Here is a 16658-nt window from a genome sequence, read left to right on the forward strand (position 1 = left end):
TTTAATTTTTTCTAAAATACTCGCTACAAATTAAGCACAGCGAGGTATTACTCTTTGAATTTAATTAAGAGCCAATAATGAAAGCGTTTTTATTTACCGATAAAGATTTTAAAGAAATTGCGAGTTTAGTTTATAACGCATGCGGCATTGTATTAGGTGAGCATAAGCGAGAAATGGTTTACTCGCGACTAGCAAGGCGAATTAGAGAGCTGAAGCTAGCAGATTTTAAAACGTATTTAGAGTATTTAAAAAAGCATAAGGATCGAGAGTTTGATGCTTTTATAAATTCGATTACGACTAATTTGACGTCTTTTTTTCGTGAGAATCATCATTTTGAATTTATTAAAGCCCAGCTAGCTCCGACACTTTTAAAGGCAAATAAGCAAAGTAAACGTATACGAATTTGGTCAGCAGGCTGCTCTACAGGTGAAGAGCCCTATAGCTTAGCGATGACATTACAGGAGCTATTTCCAAGTGATTGGGATGTAAAAATTTTAGCTACTGACTTAGATTCAAATGTATTAACTAAGGCTCAAAATGGTATTTATACGGCGGCTAATGTTAACGGGCTTAATAGCAAACAGCTAAAACGGTGGTTTTTAAAAAGTAAGGATGGAGAAAGCTATAAAGTAAAACCTAAGTTGCAAGAATTCATATCATTTAAGCGTTTAAATTTATTACAAGAATGGCCAATGAAAGGAAAGTTTGATCTGATTTTATGTCGTAACGTCGTAATTTATTTTGATAAAGAAACGAAGGATCAGCTTTTTAAGAGGTATGGCAATATATTGAATGAGCGAGGGTACCTATTTTTAGGTCACTCAGAAACTATGGGTAAAGAGCATAGTCAGTTTAAAAATTTAGGAAAAACTATGTATCGAAAAACAGATAATGTACACGCAGTTTAAACCTGTCCTCGCAGGTTTTGAACACGTTAAGCGATACTGGGATTCGAGTCGTGAGAGTGTCATTGCTAAAGTGTTACCTGGCGAATTTTATGTTTCTAAAAATGATGAACTTATTTCTACTGTACTTGGTTCGTGTATTTCAGCATGTGTCTATGATGACAAGTTAGGTATAGGCGGCATTAATCACTTTATGTTGCCAATACAAAAAGGATTTGAATCTAACAACGCACACAGTCTGAGTTGCCGATATGGTAATTGGGCTATGGAGTATTTAATTAATGAAGTACTTAAAAATGGGGCTTCTCGTGATAATTTAAAAATAAAACTGTTCGGTGGTGGCAAAATAATTAGTGCGATGAGCGATATTGGGCTGGGTAACATTAGTTTTGCAAATGCCTATATTAAAGAAGAAGCATTAAACTTAGTTGCGCATGATATGGGAGGGCACTGGCCACGAAAAATTTTTTTTCATCCCCATACAGGAAAAGTTCAAATGAAAAAACTAAAGAGTTTGCACAACAGTACGATTGAAAAACGTGAGGCTCGTTATTTACAAAACCTTAACAAACAAGAAGTAACGACTGATATTGAACTGTTTTAGGAATGCGGACATGATTAAAGTATTAATAATTGATGATTCGCCTCTAATTAGAAGGCTACTAACAGAAATACTACAACAAGCAGAAGATATTACTGTGGTTGGTAGCGCAGAGGATCCTTTCGAAGCTCGCGAAATGATAAAAAGACTCAATCCAAATGTACTTACATTGGATGTAGAGATGCCGAAAATGGATGGAATAAGTTTTTTAAAAAATCTAATGCGTTTAAGACCAATGCCAGTGGTAATGATTTCGACTCTAACTCAAAAAGGCTCACCAATTACATTAGAGGCTTTAGAGCTAGGGGCTATAGATTTTATTGCAAAACCCACCACAAATATAAAAGAAAAATTTAGCCAGTATGCTTATTTAGTACAACAAAAAGTACGAGTTGCTGCTAATGCAAGAGTAAGAAGCTTTAAAAAAGCTGCTGTAGTTAAAGAGCCATTATTACCAAGCCTCCAGTTTTTACTTAATAAAGTTATTGCTATTGGCGCCTCAACAGGTGGCACAGAGGCTATTAAAGAGGTATTAGTTACAATGCCTGAGAATTGCCCACCAATAGTCATTACTCAGCATATTCCTCCGGTATTTAGTACTTCATTTGCTGAACGTATGAATCGTACATGTGTAATAAACGTTAAAGAAGCAGAGCATGGCGATAAACTTCGTGCTGGTTGGGCTTATATCGCACCAGGAGGGCTTCATTTAAGTATTAAAAAGCAAGGCATAAGCTTGTATTGCCAGCTTGATGATGGCGAGCTAGTTAATAGGCATAAACCTGCTGTAGATGTGTTATTCAATTCATTAATTGAAACGGGTGCTAAAAATGTAATTGCAGCAATACTTACTGGTATGGGAAGTGATGGCGCTAAGGGGCTACTAGCATTAAAGCAAAACGGTGCTTATACCATAGCACAAGATGAGTTTTCGTCAGTTGTTTGGGGTATGCCAAAAGCGGCTATAGAGTTAAATGCCGCTAATGAAGTTGTGTCGCTGGAGAAAGTAACCCAGCGACTATTAAATCAGGCAATAAAAAAATAGTTTGTACGTCGTTTATTGAATAACCCAAGGTTGCGAGAACCAATAATAGCTACTCGGCTTCTCGATTGAGGGTGCAGTACAGTTAAAGCGAGAGCGGCCTTTATGAAGTGCTTTAGGTGAAGTTACTTCAACTGTATTTTCATTTATCCACGTTAAATTTGCCTGCCCAACGCTTGAAACATAACAAGCAAATTGTGTTTTATGAAAATCACCCATTTTAAACTCAATAGTTAATTTTGGTGGGTTTTGTGTAGTAACGCTGTCTATGTAAGTAAGCTTTGCAATATTAAAAGCGTGAGAGTTTAGTTTAGTGGTTAATGTATCTAATTTGCTATAAAAACCGGATGCAGGAAAACGCGGTAAACGGCTAAAGTTAGAGTCTTTATTCACAGCCCCTGAGTGTTGACCAATACCAACAAAACCAAGCTGTGTTACTAATGCTTGAAGTTCGTTATTAAACTCGCCATAAGGGTAAGCTAAATATTTGTAATCTTGTCCTATTTCTTCTTTTATACGTTTTTGTGAATCGAGTATGTCTTGCTTAATACGCTCTTGCCATTGCGCATCTGTTTCGTTATCAAGCTTAATGTGTAAGTAGTCATGCTGAGCACTGTGGTTTGCAATTATCACCCCTTTTTTAGCGAGTTCTTTGAGTTTATCCCACCCCATTACATAGCTCATACCTTCGTCTATTAATTTAGGGTTTACAAAAATAGTATACGGGTAGCCAAACTTTTCTAAAATTGGCGCTGCTTGATCATAATTATTGTTATAACCATCATCAAAGGTGATGGCGACAGTTTTCTCAGGTAAGGTTTGCCCTTGCTGCAAAGCCGAAATTAACTCATTTAGTGGAATAACGTTAAAATTATGCTCTTTTAAATAACTTAAATGCTTGGTGAAGGCATCTGCACTGATGCTTGTGACCGCAGGTAGGGTTTCACTAACATGATGATACTGTAAGATGACGGCTGCTTGAGCACGTAAAGATATGCTAATGAGGGTAAATAATACTAAATGAAACAATTTTTTATACATAATAAGGCGCACCATAAAAGCCTGCTGTTGTTAGCCGGTCCGATGATACTATCAAATATTACTGTGCCTTTGTTAGGAATTGTTGATACAGCTGTAATTGGCCACTTAGGGAGCGCTCATTATTTAGCGGGTATTGCGCTGGGCTCTGCTGTTATTTCTATTTTATTTTGGTTAGCTGGATTTTTAAGAATGAGCACAACTGGCATGGTTGCTCAGGCTTATGGAAAAAACGATTTAACCCAATTAGCCGCTTTACTTAAACGTAGTTTATTACTTGCAAGCATTGTTGCGGTATTGCTTATCGCTTTATCTCCTTTAATAAAGCACGTTATTGCATTTTTATCTGCTGCAAATAGTGATGTACTTACTCAAGCGTATCAATATTTTAGTATTCGTATTTTTAGTGCTCCAGCAGCTTTATGTAATTTAGTGTTGCTTGGTTGGATGCTAGGAGTGCACTACGGACGAGGCCCCTTTTATTTATTATTAGTGACCAATATTGTAAATATAGTGCTCGATATTTACTTTGTTGTTTATCTTGATTGGGCGGTTGCTGGCGCGGCTTGGGCGTCACTTATTGCGGATTATACAGCTTTAGTGTTTGCACTTTTTTTAGTGGTTAAATTAGCTAAAAAACAAGGGATAGAATTAAGCGTACCTAACTGGTTTAGCCTTAAAAAAATGTCTGCTTTATTGAGCTTGAATCGCGATATTTTTATTCGCTCTTTAATATTGCAATTATGCTTTAGTTTTATGACATTTTATGGTGCACGTATTGGCGAAACTACGTTAGCGGCTAATGCAGTATTATTAAATTTTTTAATGTTAGTGAGCTTCGCACTAGATGGTATTGCCTATGCGTCAGAGGCAAAGGTAGGGCACGCTAAAGGACAGAAAAGCGTAACTAATATAGAGCTTTGGGTGAAAATAAGTGTGTTTTGGGGAATGTTATTTGGTTTAGTATATAGCCTATTTTTTGCAATATTTGGGCGCTATATAATTACACTTTTAACTAATGTACCTGAGGTTATTAACGAAGCTACATTATATTTACCTTGGATAATTGTATTACCGTTACTTGCTATGAGTTGTTTTTTGTTTGATGGTGTATTTGTTGGACTAACTCGCGCAAAAGATATGCGTAACAGTATGCTACTTTCGGCGATTGTTGGTTTTTTTGGTGTGTTTTTGGTGTTTCATCAGTGGGAAAATAATGGACTATGGCTTGCCATGAGTTGCTTTATGTTGATGCGAGGCGTGACGTTAATTTTTAAGTACCAAAAGTTAAAAGTAAATAATCAGCTACTAGATTAAATACGTTTAGTAGGTTACTTCCATAAATCGGGATCGTGATTTTTTGGACCTATACCTTTAATAACTTGTGAAAATCGATTTGCAAAGATGCCGCTGTAACCCCAAGCTGCAAAAAACAGAGCAGGAACTAAAATCACAACACCAATAATTTGCAAACTGTAATGGGTGTAGTACCCAATAGATATAAATATCACGGCTAGCACAAACAGTGCTAGACCGCGAAAAAAGCGCTTTAAACTCAGTTTAGGGTTACTTCCTAAACGGTAGATAATTGGCTTTAACATTTATAAGGCTTAATAGTAAGAATGATCGCCCGCTTCGTGTTCTGTAATATCAGCAACACCGGTGATTTCTTCAAACTTCGCTATCATTTCTTTTTCAATGCCTTCTTTTAGCGTTACGTCGATCATAGAGCAACCGTTACAACCACCACCAAACTGAAGTATAGCAATACCTGCAGCTGTAATTTCAACAAGGCTTACTTGACCACCGTGGTTAGCAAGTTGTGGATTTACTTCGGTTTCTAGCATGTGCTGTACACGCTCGTTTAGCGATGCATCGTTACCTATTTTACGCGCCTTTGCATTAGGTGCTTTTAGCGTTAACTGAGTACCCATTTTGTCGGTAACAAAATCGATTTCAGCTTCTTCTAAAAATGGAGCACTTTCTGCATCTACAACGGCATCAAAACCGTTAAAGTTTAGGCGAATATCGCTCGCTTCTACAGCGTCTTCTGGACAATAAGACACACCACATTCCGCTTGTGATGAACCAGGGTTTACAACAAACACACGGATATTAGTTTGTTGTGATTGATCTGCTAATAGTTTAGCAAAATGCGCTTGCGCTGTTTCGGAAATAGAAATCATAAAACCATCTATACTTGACTAAATTACTCGGATACTGCGTATCATACTCCGCTCATCGTGTTGCGGCTAGTGTTGAGCGTAAAAAGTTGGCATCTATTTTAAGCAATGGTAGCGTGCAAACAACGAACATTTTTTGAGTAATTTATATGCGTTTGGTATTAACATTAATGGTGGTATTGCTTAGCTTTTCAAGTGTAGCTAAACCACTTTCGTATTATTTTGAGCAAGATGTAAAGTTTGATCCCACAATTCCAACTCCCGAAGAAGTACTTGGTTATCAAGTCGGAGAGTGGCATGTGAGGCACGATCAGCTCGTACGTTATATGGAAATACTTGCGCAAAAAAGTGACCGTATAAATTTTGAAGTGATTGGTCGCACGCATGAACAGCGCCCGCTTGTAATGCTAACAATTACTGCGGCTAATAAGTTATCAAACATAGAACAAACACGCCAAGCTCATCTGGCACGTTTAAGTAATAATAATGATAAAGCCCAAGATGAACCCGCTGTTGTGTGGATGGGTTATAGCGTTCATGGTAATGAATCATCAGGTAGTAATTCATCATTGCTGGTGGCTTATTATTTAGCTGCAGCTCAAGGCGATGAAATAAATAATCTGTTAAATAACACGGTTATTTTACTCGACCCATCACTTAATCCAGATGGCTTAGCGCGCTTTGCTAATTGGGCAAACAGTAACCGTGGAATGAACTTATCAAGTGACCCTAAAACCCGTGAGCATGTTGAAAACTGGCCTAGCAGCCGTACTAACCACTATTGGTTTGATTTAAATCGCGATTGGCTACTGCTACAGCATCCTGAATCGCGTGCACGTATTGCTAAATTTCATCAGTGGAAACCAAATATTTTAACTGACTTTCATGAGATGGGTCCAAACAGCAGTTACTTTTTTCAACCAGGTATTCCAAGTCGTAAGCACCCTATAACACCGGATGAAAATGTTACCTTAACAAAGGCAATTGCCAACTATCATGCAAAAACCTTAGATGAAAACAATGCACTTTATTTTACAGAAGAAAGCTTTGACGATTTTTACTATGGAAAAGGCTCAACTTACCCAGATGTAAATGGCGGCATAGGCATTTTATTTGAACAAGCAAGTTCTCGCGGACATATTCAAGAAACCATAAATGGACCTTTAAGCTTTCCTTTCACCATTAAAAATCAACTTTTAACGAGTTTATCTACCTTTAAGGCTGCAATTGATAACCGCCAAGCGTTATTGGATTACCAAGCTAAATTTTATAATCAGGCTACTGATTTAGCCAGCGATGAAAGCTTTGAAGGTTATGTTGTTGAAGGTGCAAGCGACAACACCCGTATTAAGCATTTTTTAGAATTGTTAAAGCAGCATCAAATTAACGCTTACCCACTTACTAAATCATTAAAAGCAGATGGTAAAAATTTCAGTACGCATAGTTACTTTGTACCATTAGCACAACCGCAATATCGTTTGGTAAAAGCGATTTTTAGTGAGCAAAAAAACTTTGCTGATAATACTTTTTACGATGTATCTGGCTGGACATTAGCGCATGCGTTTAATCTGCCATTTTCTAAAGTTAAAAGTAGTTGGGGATTAAAGGTTGCTGATAAAGCATGGGAAAAAGTAGCAACTCCATCATTTGCTTCACTCACAGAGGGTTATGCATTTGGTTTTTCGTGGGATGATTATTTAGCACCTAAAATGTTAAACAGCTTATTACAGCAAGGTATAAAAGCACGTGTAGCGCTAAAAGCATTAACGGCTAAATCAACATCAGGAGAAATTAATTTTAAACCTGGAAGTATTATTATACCGGCGGGTCTACAAACAAATACAGATTGGATTACCTTGCTAAATAAAGCACAAAATGAGTTTGGCATTGCAATTAAACCAATTACATCAGGCTTAACAAGCAAAGGAGCCGATTTAGGGTCGCGATCAATGGCGGTTGTTAGTGCTCCAAAAGTACTGCTTATTGGCGGGCAAGGCGCAAGCCAGTACGAAGTAGGCGAAGTGTGGTATTACCTAGATCGCTTTGTAGGTGTAGCGCCAACAATTGTTGAAATGAATCGCTTTAGTTCACTCGAGTTAAGTGACTACAGCCATATTGTGCTTGCTCATGGCAATTACAATAGCTTATCTGACGCTGACAAAGTGGCAATTAAAAGCTGGGTAAGAAAAGGCGGCGTTATTTGGGGCCATAAAGGTGGTGCTAAATTTTTAGCTGATCAGCAACTACTTAAAGCAAGCTACCTATCACGACAAGATGTAGCGAGTGCATTTAATACAACAGGTTTAAGTTATGGTGATAAAGATCATTTAGCAGGGCGTCAGCGCATTGCAGGTGCCATTTTTAATACGAATGTAGACTTAACACACCCACTTACATTTTCACTTAACCGCAATACATTGCCCGTATTTAAAAATAGCACGTGGCTACTTGAAGCGTCAGACGCACCGTTTGTAAATGTACTTACGTATACTAAAAAGCCATTGTTAGCGGGTTTTACCGATGCTGTTAATGTTGAGCAGGTTGCTGGTGGTGCTGGCTTAATTGCGCACTCATATGGACGAGGCACAGTGATTGGTATGACCGACGACCCTGTATTTAGAGGATATTGGTATGGTACTAGCCGACTACTAAGCAATGCTTTATTTTTTGGACATACTTTTCGTGCTAATGGTGAGAGATAATAAAAAATAATAGAAGGCTCTTATTACTCCTTAAATTTAAGAGCCTTTATTAATCGTTAGAATTACTATTGATTACGAAATTTTAAATTTTCTTTAAAAGCAGTTTTATAAGCAAGCACAGCCTAATATCGAATTACGATGGGTAATCTATTTCCATGAAGTTATGAGTGTTCAGAGTCTTTATAGTGCGAGGTAATTGCATTTATTGTTCTATCACGCAGTGTATTTAGTAAAGTTGCATGAGCATTATTTAACAAATAATATATTTATACGACGTAAAAAGTGAATTAATTTATCGACACATTTAATAGTAATGTTATATTATATCTACAATGCGCATATTTATTTTACATTCACTAAGAAGCCAAACAACACTGTTGAAATATATACTGGTGGTTTTTCTGCTTCTCAGTATATCTTCGGGTTGGCACAGCACTGTTCATGTATTAAAAACAGATCAACAATGCGAGCTATGTTTAGGTCATCTTGATTTAGAGCAGTCTATACCTGCCAAAATAACCCTTTTTGAATCTGACATAAATTATTTTTCTTTTATAACGTTAAATATTCTGCAATGCCATACTGAATTTGTTGCGATTACTGGAAATAGAGACCCTCCTACTTTTATCTAAAATTAACCTGTTAAACGTATTTTTAATACTAGCTATCGCTCGATAGCTAGTGAGTTTTAATGTGTATTTTAGAGATCACAATATGAAAAATAACTATTCTCCACTTGTTTTAGCTTTATTAGCGGCTGTAAGTAGTAGCGCGTATGCTGCTGAAAAAAACATTCAAAAAGATGAAAGTGATATTGAAAGAGTGCTGATCACATCATCTCCACTAAAGCGCACAGTGCTTGAGTCGAGTACGCCTGTGACCATTCTTAGCGGTGAGGCATTAGATCAAAATCAAGCTGCAACGCTAGGAGAAACCTTAAAAAACGTACCTGGCGTACACAGCTCTTATTTTGGTCCTGTTGCGAGTAGCCCTATTATTAGGGGTTTAGATGGACCGCGAATTAAGGTTGTACAAAATGGATTAGGTGCATCTGATGCGTCGCGAGTAGGTCCAGATCATCAAGTTGCAACAGAAACCTCAACAGCAACTCAAATTGAGGTTTTAAGAGGACCAGCAACCCTTTTATACGGGAGCGGTGCGATTGGCGGTGTTGTAAATGTTGTTGATAACCGCTTGCCATCTGAAAAGCAAGAAGGGTTAAGTGGAGAAGTATTTGCACAATACGAAAATGTTGCTGATGCAAAAACAATCTCAACAGATTTAAACGCAGGCTCAGGAGATTTTGTATTTCATATAGATGGTTATAACCGCAGCACCGACGATTATAAAATTCCTGTACCGGCTGATATAGATGAGGACGGCGGGAGTACTACACTTGCAAATTCAGCTATTGATTCAAGTGGTTATAATCTTGGTACTGGTTGGATAACTGATGATAACCGTGTTGCATTTGCATACGGACATATGGAATCAGAGTATGGTTTGCCAGGCGAAGAGGGTGTGTTTATTAAATTAAATCAAGACCGCTATCAAGGCGTTGTTGATTGGAATAATTTAGATGGCTTTATTAAATCAGTGCATTGGCAAAATGCTTATACTGATTACGAACACTCTGAGATAGAGGGCACTGAAATTGGCACAACTTTTAAAAATGAAAGTATAGAATCTAGATTATGGGCTGAACATGCGCCAGTTTATGGATGGAAAGGAGTTGTAGGTCTGCACTACAACAAAAGTGATTTTGAAGCTATTGGCGAAGAAGCTTTTACACCACCGACTAAAACAGACAGCATTGCTGCATTTTTAATGGAAGAACGAGAAGTAGGCCCTCTTTTATGGCAATTAGGTACTCGTGTTGAGCAACTAACGCATAATGTAGATAACGATTTCTTTTCTGATCTTAGTCCATCAAATACTATTTCATTCGATAACAAAGATTACACCGCTGTATCTGGCTCAGCAGGGGTTGTTTGGAGTATAAACAACAATCACTCTTTAGCCTTTAATTATGCTTACTCACAGCGAGCCCCATCGGCTTCAGAGATGTTTTCATATGGACCTCACATTGGATCTGGCACTTATGAAATAGGTGGCGTCTTTGAGCTCAATAGCGACAATGGTCAATATAATGTAGTTCAAACCGGTGAAAGCATGGATAAAGAGGTCTCGAATAATATAGACATTACTTATCGCTATAATGCAGACACATGGAATGCCAGCGTTAGTGTGTTTAATAATGAGATTAATAATTATATTTTTGAAGATTTTACAGATTTAGTTATCAGCGATGGTGCCTTTATCACATCAGCTGACTTTGAGGAGCAAGTTGCTATATCAGGTGAACCAGATGAAGAAACAGATGGTTTACCGGTTGTTTTGTTTTCCCAGCAAAACGCACGCTTATACGGCTACGAAGCACAAGTTGATTGGCATTTAAATGATGACTGGCGCTTAGAAGTATTTACTGATTATACACGTGCTAAATTAGATGCAGGCGGTAATGTACCAAGAATGCCGCCAATGAGGTTTGGCTCATCTGTGCATTACGAGTATGGAAATTGGCATACTGAAGTAGAAGTTATCCGAAATAGTAAACAAGATAAAATAGCCGAGAATGAAACTAATACAGATGGTTATACTATGCTTTCTGCATCAGCTAATTATTACTTAGATTTAGGTGATGTTGATATGACAATATATATCAAAGGCGATAATTTAACGGATCAAGAAGGGCGGGTACATTCTTCATACTTAAAAGATGAAGCACCTTTACCTGGTCGTTCAGTTAGCTTGGGTGTAAGAGCTCGCTTTTAATCGTTAATAACTAACCATTAAAATCACTAAAGCAAGTGAGTCGCTATAAAGGGTGATACTTACTTGCTTTAAATAGGTGTTAAACACGTTACAAAGGCCCAGACTTGTTTAGCACCTGCTTTTTTTAATGCGCTAGTCGCAGCATTGAGTGTGGCACCGGTGGTCATAACATCATCAATAATAGCGACAGTTTTGCCGCTCATATCTTTTGTACATATAAATGCATTTTTAAGGTTTTTAATACGCTTGGCTTTAGATAGCTTAGATTGTGAATATGTTTTTTTACTACGCACAAGCGCATTGTTCGATGATAATAGGCCTGATAAACACGGTTGCCAAACCTGTGTTACTTGATTAAATCCACGATTTAGAAATCGACTTTTGTGTAATGGTAAAATAATAAAAATATCAGGTAAAACAGCCTCATGAATAAAAAACTGCACTAATTGCTTTTGTATTACTTGCTGTAATGCTTTTTTATAATGAATTTGATTATTAAATTTTAGTTGTTTAAGCCACTGTTTAAATGGGGATTGATAAAATGCACATGCAAATAACTTATCAAACTCGCAGTTAGGAAACATCTCAATAATATCGGGGCGATGCAGTAAGTTAGTGCGCTCACTTAAATCAAACAATGGTAAGTCTTCTAAGCAGTAATTGCATAAGCCTTGTGATGCATTAATGATGTTTTCGCATTGCACGCAATAAGATGGGAAGAGCCAGTCAAAAATAGCTTTTTTCATTGGTTAACACCGCACATTGCAATCATCTTTTTAATCGTTATTATGAGCCTAAGTTTGGTCAAGATTATGCAAATATGCAAAACGAGTTAGTATTATTACATGGCTGGGGAATGAATCAGGGGGTGTGGCAGTTAGTACAACCTGAGTTTGAAGTTTTATATTCAGGAGAAGTGCGTAGCCTTGATTTACCAGGATTTGGGAATAGTGTTACCTGCCCGAACCCTTATACATTACATGATGCGGCAGTACTTTTAAGTGACCAACTAAAACCACAATCTATTTTAATGGGTTGGTCGTTAGGTGGGCTATTTGCATTGTATATTGCTAAGCATTGGCCCGAAAAAGTATCAAAAGTAATATTGGTTGCATCGACGCCATTTTTTGCAGAGCAAGAAAGTTGGCCCGGAATAAAAGAAAAAGTCCTCGCGCAATTTAAAGAACAATTAGTTAATCATCCTGAAAAAACAATTGAACGTTTTTTAGCTATTCAAGCAATGGGTAGTGAATCTGCTCGCGATGACATAAAGCAACTTAAACTACTGCTAAAGCAATATAATCCACCAAAAGACGAAGCGTTGAGTGGTGGCTTAGGTATATTACAAAATGAAGATTTACGAGAATTATTTGCAAGTTGTCCGGTCTCTATTAAAGCTGTATTTGGTCGTTTAGATGCCTTGGTGCCATATAAAGCAATTACAGAAATGGCAGCACTAAATGCTGAGTTTGAGTACGTAATACTTGATAAAGCGTCACATGCGCCATTTATTTCTCATAAAAGTGAGTTTTTATCTGTCGTTAAATCAATGTTTTAAAATTGAGGTAAGAATTGCTCGGTTTAAAGCTTTATTTTGTGCATAACCTGAGCGATAATTAAACAATGTTTATTTGGTGGAGGCTTTAATATGCCAATCGGATCTGTATTTAATAACGGTGTTGAAGGGTTTAATCGTGCCAGCCAAGGTATTGAAAAAGCCAGCGCAGAGATTAATCGCGCCAATATTGAGGAGCAAGACGATGCGCAATTAGCGCAACAACGTCAGCTCACTGCAGCACGTCCAGAGGAAGCCATTACAGCACCTGTCGCACAACCTGCACGTATTGATGAAGCGCTTGTAAACTTAAAAGTTGAAGAGTTTAATGCTAAAGCCAATACGCAATCGATTCAAACTGCCGATGATGTTCTTGGCACGCTAATAGACATTAGAGTTTAATATAATGAATATTGTCACGCCATTTCCGTCTATTAATATAAACACCGCAAATGTTTATACGGAAACCGCACGTCGTGACAACCAACTGCGTGAAGTTATTCCTGCGCCGGCACCAAGCAGTGCCAGCAATACAGAAACCAAAGCACAAAGCGATGCTGAAAAGGCAAAGTTACCAGGCGGTGGTGATGGCGTAACGTATAATGCGACTGGGAAAATAGCAGACGAAAAAACTGTTCAGCAACGTGATGAAGAATCAGAAAATTCAGAAGCTTCTGAGCAAGAAGCCGAAACAGTTGAAAAACAGGAATCTGAACAAGAAGAGCAACTTTTAAAGCAAGAACAATCACAAATTAAAGAACTTAAGACTCGTGATACTGAAGTAAGAGTACACGAGCAAGCACATGCTGCTGTAGGTGGGCAGCATGCCGGTTCGCCTAGCTATGAATATCAACGTGGTCCCGATGGTACTAACTACGCAGTTGGCGGAGAGGTACAAATAGATGTATCTGAAGTCCCAGGCGATCCACAAGCAACTATAGATAAGATGCAAACGGTGCGCGCTGCAGCATTAGCGCCTGCTGAGCCCTCGGGAGCAGATCGCTCTATTGCTGCTAATGCGACACAAAAGCTAGCTGCAGCCCAAGCTGAGCTAGCACAACCTGAAAGTGAAGAAGATGACGCAAGTAATAAAGTCGAAGCTTCATTTTCTAGTGATGAAAGCAGTGATACTAAAACAGCTAAGAGTGATGAGAAACAACGAGATGTAGATGTTGAGGCACGCGCTGGACGTATTGCTAACTTTTATCAAATGGCAACATCACCTGCAAATCAAAGCGGCTTTTCGGCACTGAGTTAATTTAGCTTCGATAAATTTAATAAAATTGTGATTAAAAAAACCGCTTACGCGGTTTTTTTGTTTTAGTTATTGCTTGTCACTTTAAGTAACCTGAACTTTGAATAATAAACCTAAATATTATTATGGTTTAATATGGAATAACTCTATTGCTCAGAGTTCAGGTTAATTATTACTTTTTCACTTTAGCGTTTGCAAACGCATCAGCAAATGCATTGCCCATTAAAGCATTACCGCTATCACGTTTTGGCTTTGCAGCGCGAGGTTGTGAACTATTAGTGCGCGCTTGTGGTTTTTGAGCTGATGGAGCTGCTTTATTACTGGTATCAATATCGTCATCTAAGCGCATAGTAAAGCTTATGCGTTTACGCGCTGCATCGACTTCTACTACTTTAACTTTTACTATATCGCCAGCTTTAACTACTTCGCGCGGGTCTGATATAAATTTATTAGTAATAGCTGAAATATGCACTAAACCATCTTGATGAACGCCTACATCAACAAAAGCACCAAAGTTGGCAACGTTAGAAACCACACCTTCTAAAATCATACCTGGTTTTAGATCACTAATTTTTTCAACGCCGGCTTTAAATTCAGCTGTTTTAAATTCAGGGCGTGGATCTCGACCTGGTTTATCAAGCTCAGTAATAATATCGGTAACGGTAGGCAAACCAAATTTTTCGTCGATATAATCGTTAGCAGCTAATTTATTTAAAAAGTCGCTGTTACCAATTAAACTATTTACATCAACGCTATTGTGCTCGCAAATACGTTTAACTATAGGATAAGCCTCAGGGTGAACCGATGAGTTATCTAGCGGATCGCTGCCATTATTAATACGTAAAAATCCAGCTGCTTGTTCAAAAGCTTTTGGCCCCAAACGCTCAACTTTTTTAAGTTCACTGCGCTTAGAAAATGAGCCGTTAGCATCGCGATAATTTACAATATTTTGTGCTAATGTTTTGTTTAAACCAGAAACGCGTGTAAGCAGTGGTACAGATGCCATGTTTAGGTCTACACCAACAGAGTTTACACAATCTTCTACTACTGAGATAAGGCTTTGCCCTAATTGGCTTTGCGATACATCATGCTGGTATTGACCAACACCAATTGATTTAGGTTCAATTTTAACAAGCTCTGCAAGAGGGTCTTGTAGGCGACGAGCAATAGACACGGCACCGCGTAAAGATACATCTAAATCTGGAAATTCATTAGCAGCAAGTTCAGATGCAGAATAAACAGATGCACCGGCTTCACTTACCATAATTTTATTTAGTTTAAGCTCAGTATTTGCCTTCATTAGTTCGGCAACTAACTTATCTGATTCGCGAGATGCAGTACCATTACCAATGGCTATAAGCTCAACCTTATGTTGACGACAAAGCTGCTCTAATGTGCGAACTGATTTATCCCAGTGATTCTGCGGCGCATGCGGGAAAATAGTCTGTGTGGTTAGTAATTTACCTGTGCTATCGACTATCGCGATTTTACAGCCAGTACGTAAACCAGGATCAAGACCAAGTGTAGTACGAGGACCTGCAGGGGCTGCCATTAATAAATCTTTTAAATTTTTAGCAAAAACATCAATTGCACCAGTTTCTGCTTTTTCGCGCATAGCTGCAAAAAATTCATTTTCGAGGTGTAAACCTAATTTAATTTTCCACGCCCATTGCACAACACTTAATAGCCAAGGGCTTGCCGCTTTATATTTAATATCTAGACGATAATGATCTGCAATCATTTGAGCGCACAATTGAGCTGAATTTTCAGAACTTGGCTCAGGATTCACACTTAGCTGAAGTATGCCCTCATTACGCGCTCTTAACATTGCAAGGGCTCGGTGAGAAGGGACCTTTTTAAGAAGCTCTTGATGCTCAAAGTAATCTCGATACTTTGTACCAGCTTGCTCTTGCCCTTTAATTAGCGAACTTTCAATAGCGCCATTTTGACTAATGTGACTTCTAAACTTAGCAAGTAGCTTTGCATCTTCAGCAAAGCGTTCCATTAAAATAAACTTAGCACCATCAAGCACTGCTTTTGTATCAGCAAAGCCTTTTTCAGCATTAATAAATTGCTCTGCTTGTTGTTCAGGGTCTAGGTTTGCATTGTTGAATAACTCATTTGCAAGAGGCTCTAAGCCTGCTTCAATTGCTATTTGACCTTTAGTGCGACGTTTTGCTTTATAAGGTAGGTATAAATCTTCAAGCTCAGTTTTACTTTGCGCTGTATTTATATCGTTCTTTAATTCTGGAGTCAGTTTTTTTTGTGATTCGATGGTTGATAATATAAAGCTACGACGCTCTTCTAGTTCACGTAAATAAGATAAACGTTGTTCTAAAAGACGTAATTGAGTGTCGTCTAAACCACCGGTTACTTCTTTTCTGTAACGGGCAATAAAAGGCACTGTTGAGCCTTCATCAAGTAACTTTGTTGCCGCAACAACTTGCTGTTGCTGTGCATTTAGCTCAATGGCTAAACGTGCAGAGATATCGCTCATGCAAAAACCTTTTTAAACAAAAATAAGACCAGTTAACGCAGTTAA

Annotated in this window: 14 protein-coding genes; 9 read left to right on the forward strand and 5 right to left on the reverse strand. The window is 38.0% G+C overall.

Annotation, left to right across the window (positions count from 1 at the left end; translation table 11 throughout):
- Positions 1-77: 77 nt before the first annotated feature.
- The 3 genes from I6F65_RS07945 to I6F65_RS07955 are packed head-to-tail and all read left to right on the forward strand — an operon-like array spanning position 78 to position 2551.
- Positions 78-908 (forward strand): protein-glutamate O-methyltransferase CheR, encoded by an 831-nt coding sequence (locus I6F65_RS07945; RefSeq protein ID WP_197112327.1) that lies wholly within the window; start codon positions 78-80, stop codon positions 906-908.
- Positions 892-1509 carry a chemoreceptor glutamine deamidase CheD gene (cheD, locus tag I6F65_RS07950; protein ID WP_166111310.1) on the forward strand — a complete coding sequence of 206 codons (618 nt, stop codon included), beginning with the start codon at positions 892-894 and terminating at the stop codon, positions 1507-1509. The genes I6F65_RS07945 and cheD overlap by 17 nt, the downstream gene beginning before the upstream one ends.
- A 10-nt stretch (positions 1510-1519) precedes the next feature.
- Positions 1520-2551 carry a chemotaxis response regulator protein-glutamate methylesterase gene (locus tag I6F65_RS07955; protein WP_197112329.1) on the forward strand — a complete coding sequence of 344 codons (1032 nt, stop codon included), beginning with the start codon at positions 1520-1522 and terminating at the stop codon, positions 2549-2551.
- Between the two features lie 12 nt (positions 2552-2563).
- On the opposite strand, the gene I6F65_RS07960 is transcribed toward I6F65_RS07955, so the two are convergent.
- Positions 2564-3589: a polysaccharide deacetylase family protein gene (locus tag I6F65_RS07960; RefSeq protein ID WP_166111304.1), complete on the reverse strand. Its 1026-nt coding sequence runs from the start codon at positions 3587-3589 to the stop codon at positions 2564-2566.
- Here I6F65_RS07960 and dinF point away from each other — a divergent pair.
- A complete protein-coding gene (gene dinF, locus I6F65_RS07965) occupies positions 3569-4903 on the forward strand; it encodes an MATE family efflux transporter DinF (protein ID WP_197112331.1) in 1335 nt (444 codons plus the stop codon). The genes I6F65_RS07960 and dinF overlap by 21 nt on opposite strands.
- Before the next feature lie 14 nt (positions 4904-4917).
- On the opposite strand, the gene I6F65_RS07970 is transcribed toward dinF, so the two are convergent.
- Positions 4918-5187 (reverse strand): hypothetical protein, encoded by a 270-nt coding sequence (locus tag I6F65_RS07970; protein WP_024610290.1) that lies wholly within the window; start codon positions 5185-5187, stop codon positions 4918-4920.
- Between the two features lie 9 nt (positions 5188-5196).
- Complete coding sequence (gene nfuA, locus I6F65_RS07975) at positions 5197-5772, reverse strand: Fe-S biogenesis protein NfuA (RefSeq protein ID WP_007584966.1); 576 nt, start codon at positions 5770-5772, stop codon at positions 5197-5199.
- A gap of 146 nt (positions 5773-5918) precedes the next feature.
- On the opposite strand from nfuA, the gene I6F65_RS07980 reads away from it, so the two are divergent.
- Together I6F65_RS07980 and I6F65_RS07985 are read left to right on the forward strand one after the other, a co-directional pair.
- The gene (locus tag I6F65_RS07980) at positions 5919-8471 is read left to right on the forward strand and encodes a M14 family zinc carboxypeptidase (protein WP_197112333.1); all 2553 of its coding nucleotides are present in this window, start codon (positions 5919-5921) and stop codon (positions 8469-8471) included.
- Between the two features lie 714 nt (positions 8472-9185).
- Positions 9186-11306, forward strand: a complete 2121-nt coding sequence (locus tag I6F65_RS07985; protein ID WP_197112334.1) for a TonB-dependent receptor — start codon at positions 9186-9188, stop codon at positions 11304-11306.
- A 68-nt stretch (positions 11307-11374) separates the two neighbouring features.
- Here the strand turns inward: I6F65_RS07985 and I6F65_RS07990 are convergent, their stop codons facing one another.
- Positions 11375-12052 (reverse strand): ComF family protein, encoded by a 678-nt coding sequence (locus I6F65_RS07990; protein WP_024610287.1) that lies wholly within the window; start codon positions 12050-12052, stop codon positions 11375-11377.
- Positions 12053-12126: 74 nt separating this feature from the next.
- Between I6F65_RS07990 and bioH the strand changes: the two genes are divergently transcribed.
- The 3 genes from bioH to I6F65_RS08005 all read left to right on the forward strand — a co-directional run bounded on the left by bioH (position 12127) and on the right by I6F65_RS08005 (position 14119).
- Complete coding sequence (gene bioH, locus I6F65_RS07995) at positions 12127-12864, forward strand: pimeloyl-ACP methyl ester esterase BioH (RefSeq protein ID WP_197112336.1); 738 nt, start codon at positions 12127-12129, stop codon at positions 12862-12864.
- 90 nt (positions 12865-12954) lie between these two features.
- Positions 12955-13263, forward strand: coding sequence for a hypothetical protein (locus I6F65_RS08000; RefSeq protein ID WP_024610285.1), 309 nt, complete (start codon positions 12955-12957; stop codon positions 13261-13263).
- A gap of 4 nt (positions 13264-13267) precedes the next feature.
- Entirely contained in the window at positions 13268-14119 is an 852-nt protein-coding gene (locus I6F65_RS08005; protein ID WP_197112338.1) for a putative metalloprotease CJM1_0395 family protein, read from the forward strand.
- A 169-nt stretch (positions 14120-14288) separates the two neighbouring features.
- On the opposite strand, the gene I6F65_RS08010 is transcribed toward I6F65_RS08005, so the two are convergent.
- A complete protein-coding gene (locus I6F65_RS08010) occupies positions 14289-16613 on the reverse strand; it encodes a Tex family protein (RefSeq protein ID WP_166111282.1) in 2325 nt (774 codons plus the stop codon).
- Positions 16614-16658: the final 45 nt, after the last annotated feature.

Origin of the sequence: Pseudoalteromonas sp. SWXJZ94C (assembly GCF_015864385.1) — a bacterium.
Taxonomy (GTDB): Bacteria; Pseudomonadota; Gammaproteobacteria; order Enterobacterales; family Alteromonadaceae; genus Pseudoalteromonas.

Bases quoted from the DNA above. Each gene is read 5' to 3' on its own strand.
- I6F65_RS07945 (WP_197112327.1), top strand. From the start codon at position 78: ATGAAAGCGTTTTTATTTACCGATAAAGATTTTAAAGAAATTGCGAGT.
- cheD (WP_166111310.1), top strand. From the start codon at position 892: ATGTACACGCAGTTTAAACCTGTCCTCGCAGGTTTTGAACACGTTAAG.
- I6F65_RS07955 (WP_197112329.1), top strand. From the start codon at position 1,520: ATGATTAAAGTATTAATAATTGATGATTCGCCTCTAATTAGAAGGCTA.
- dinF (WP_197112331.1), top strand. From the start codon at position 3,569: ATGAAACAATTTTTTATACATAATAAGGCGCACCATAAAAGCCTGCTG.
- I6F65_RS07960 (WP_166111304.1), bottom strand. From the start codon at position 3,589: ATGTATAAAAAATTGTTTCATTTAGTATTATTTACCCTCATTAGCATA.
- I6F65_RS07970 (WP_024610290.1), bottom strand. From the start codon at position 5,187: ATGTTAAAGCCAATTATCTACCGTTTAGGAAGTAACCCTAAACTGAGT.
- nfuA (WP_007584966.1), bottom strand. From the start codon at position 5,772: ATGATTTCTATTTCCGAAACAGCGCAAGCGCATTTTGCTAAACTATTA.
- I6F65_RS07980 (WP_197112333.1), top strand. From the start codon at position 5,919: ATGCGTTTGGTATTAACATTAATGGTGGTATTGCTTAGCTTTTCAAGT.
- I6F65_RS07985 (WP_197112334.1), top strand. From the start codon at position 9,186: ATGAAAAATAACTATTCTCCACTTGTTTTAGCTTTATTAGCGGCTGTA.
- I6F65_RS07990 (WP_024610287.1), bottom strand. From the start codon at position 12,052: ATGAAAAAAGCTATTTTTGACTGGCTCTTCCCATCTTATTGCGTGCAA.
- bioH (WP_197112336.1), top strand. From the start codon at position 12,127: ATGCAAAACGAGTTAGTATTATTACATGGCTGGGGAATGAATCAGGGG.
- I6F65_RS08000 (WP_024610285.1), top strand. From the start codon at position 12,955: ATGCCAATCGGATCTGTATTTAATAACGGTGTTGAAGGGTTTAATCGT.
- I6F65_RS08005 (WP_197112338.1), top strand. From the start codon at position 13,268: ATGAATATTGTCACGCCATTTCCGTCTATTAATATAAACACCGCAAAT.
- I6F65_RS08010 (WP_166111282.1), bottom strand. From the start codon at position 16,613: ATGAGCGATATCTCTGCACGTTTAGCCATTGAGCTAAATGCACAGCAA.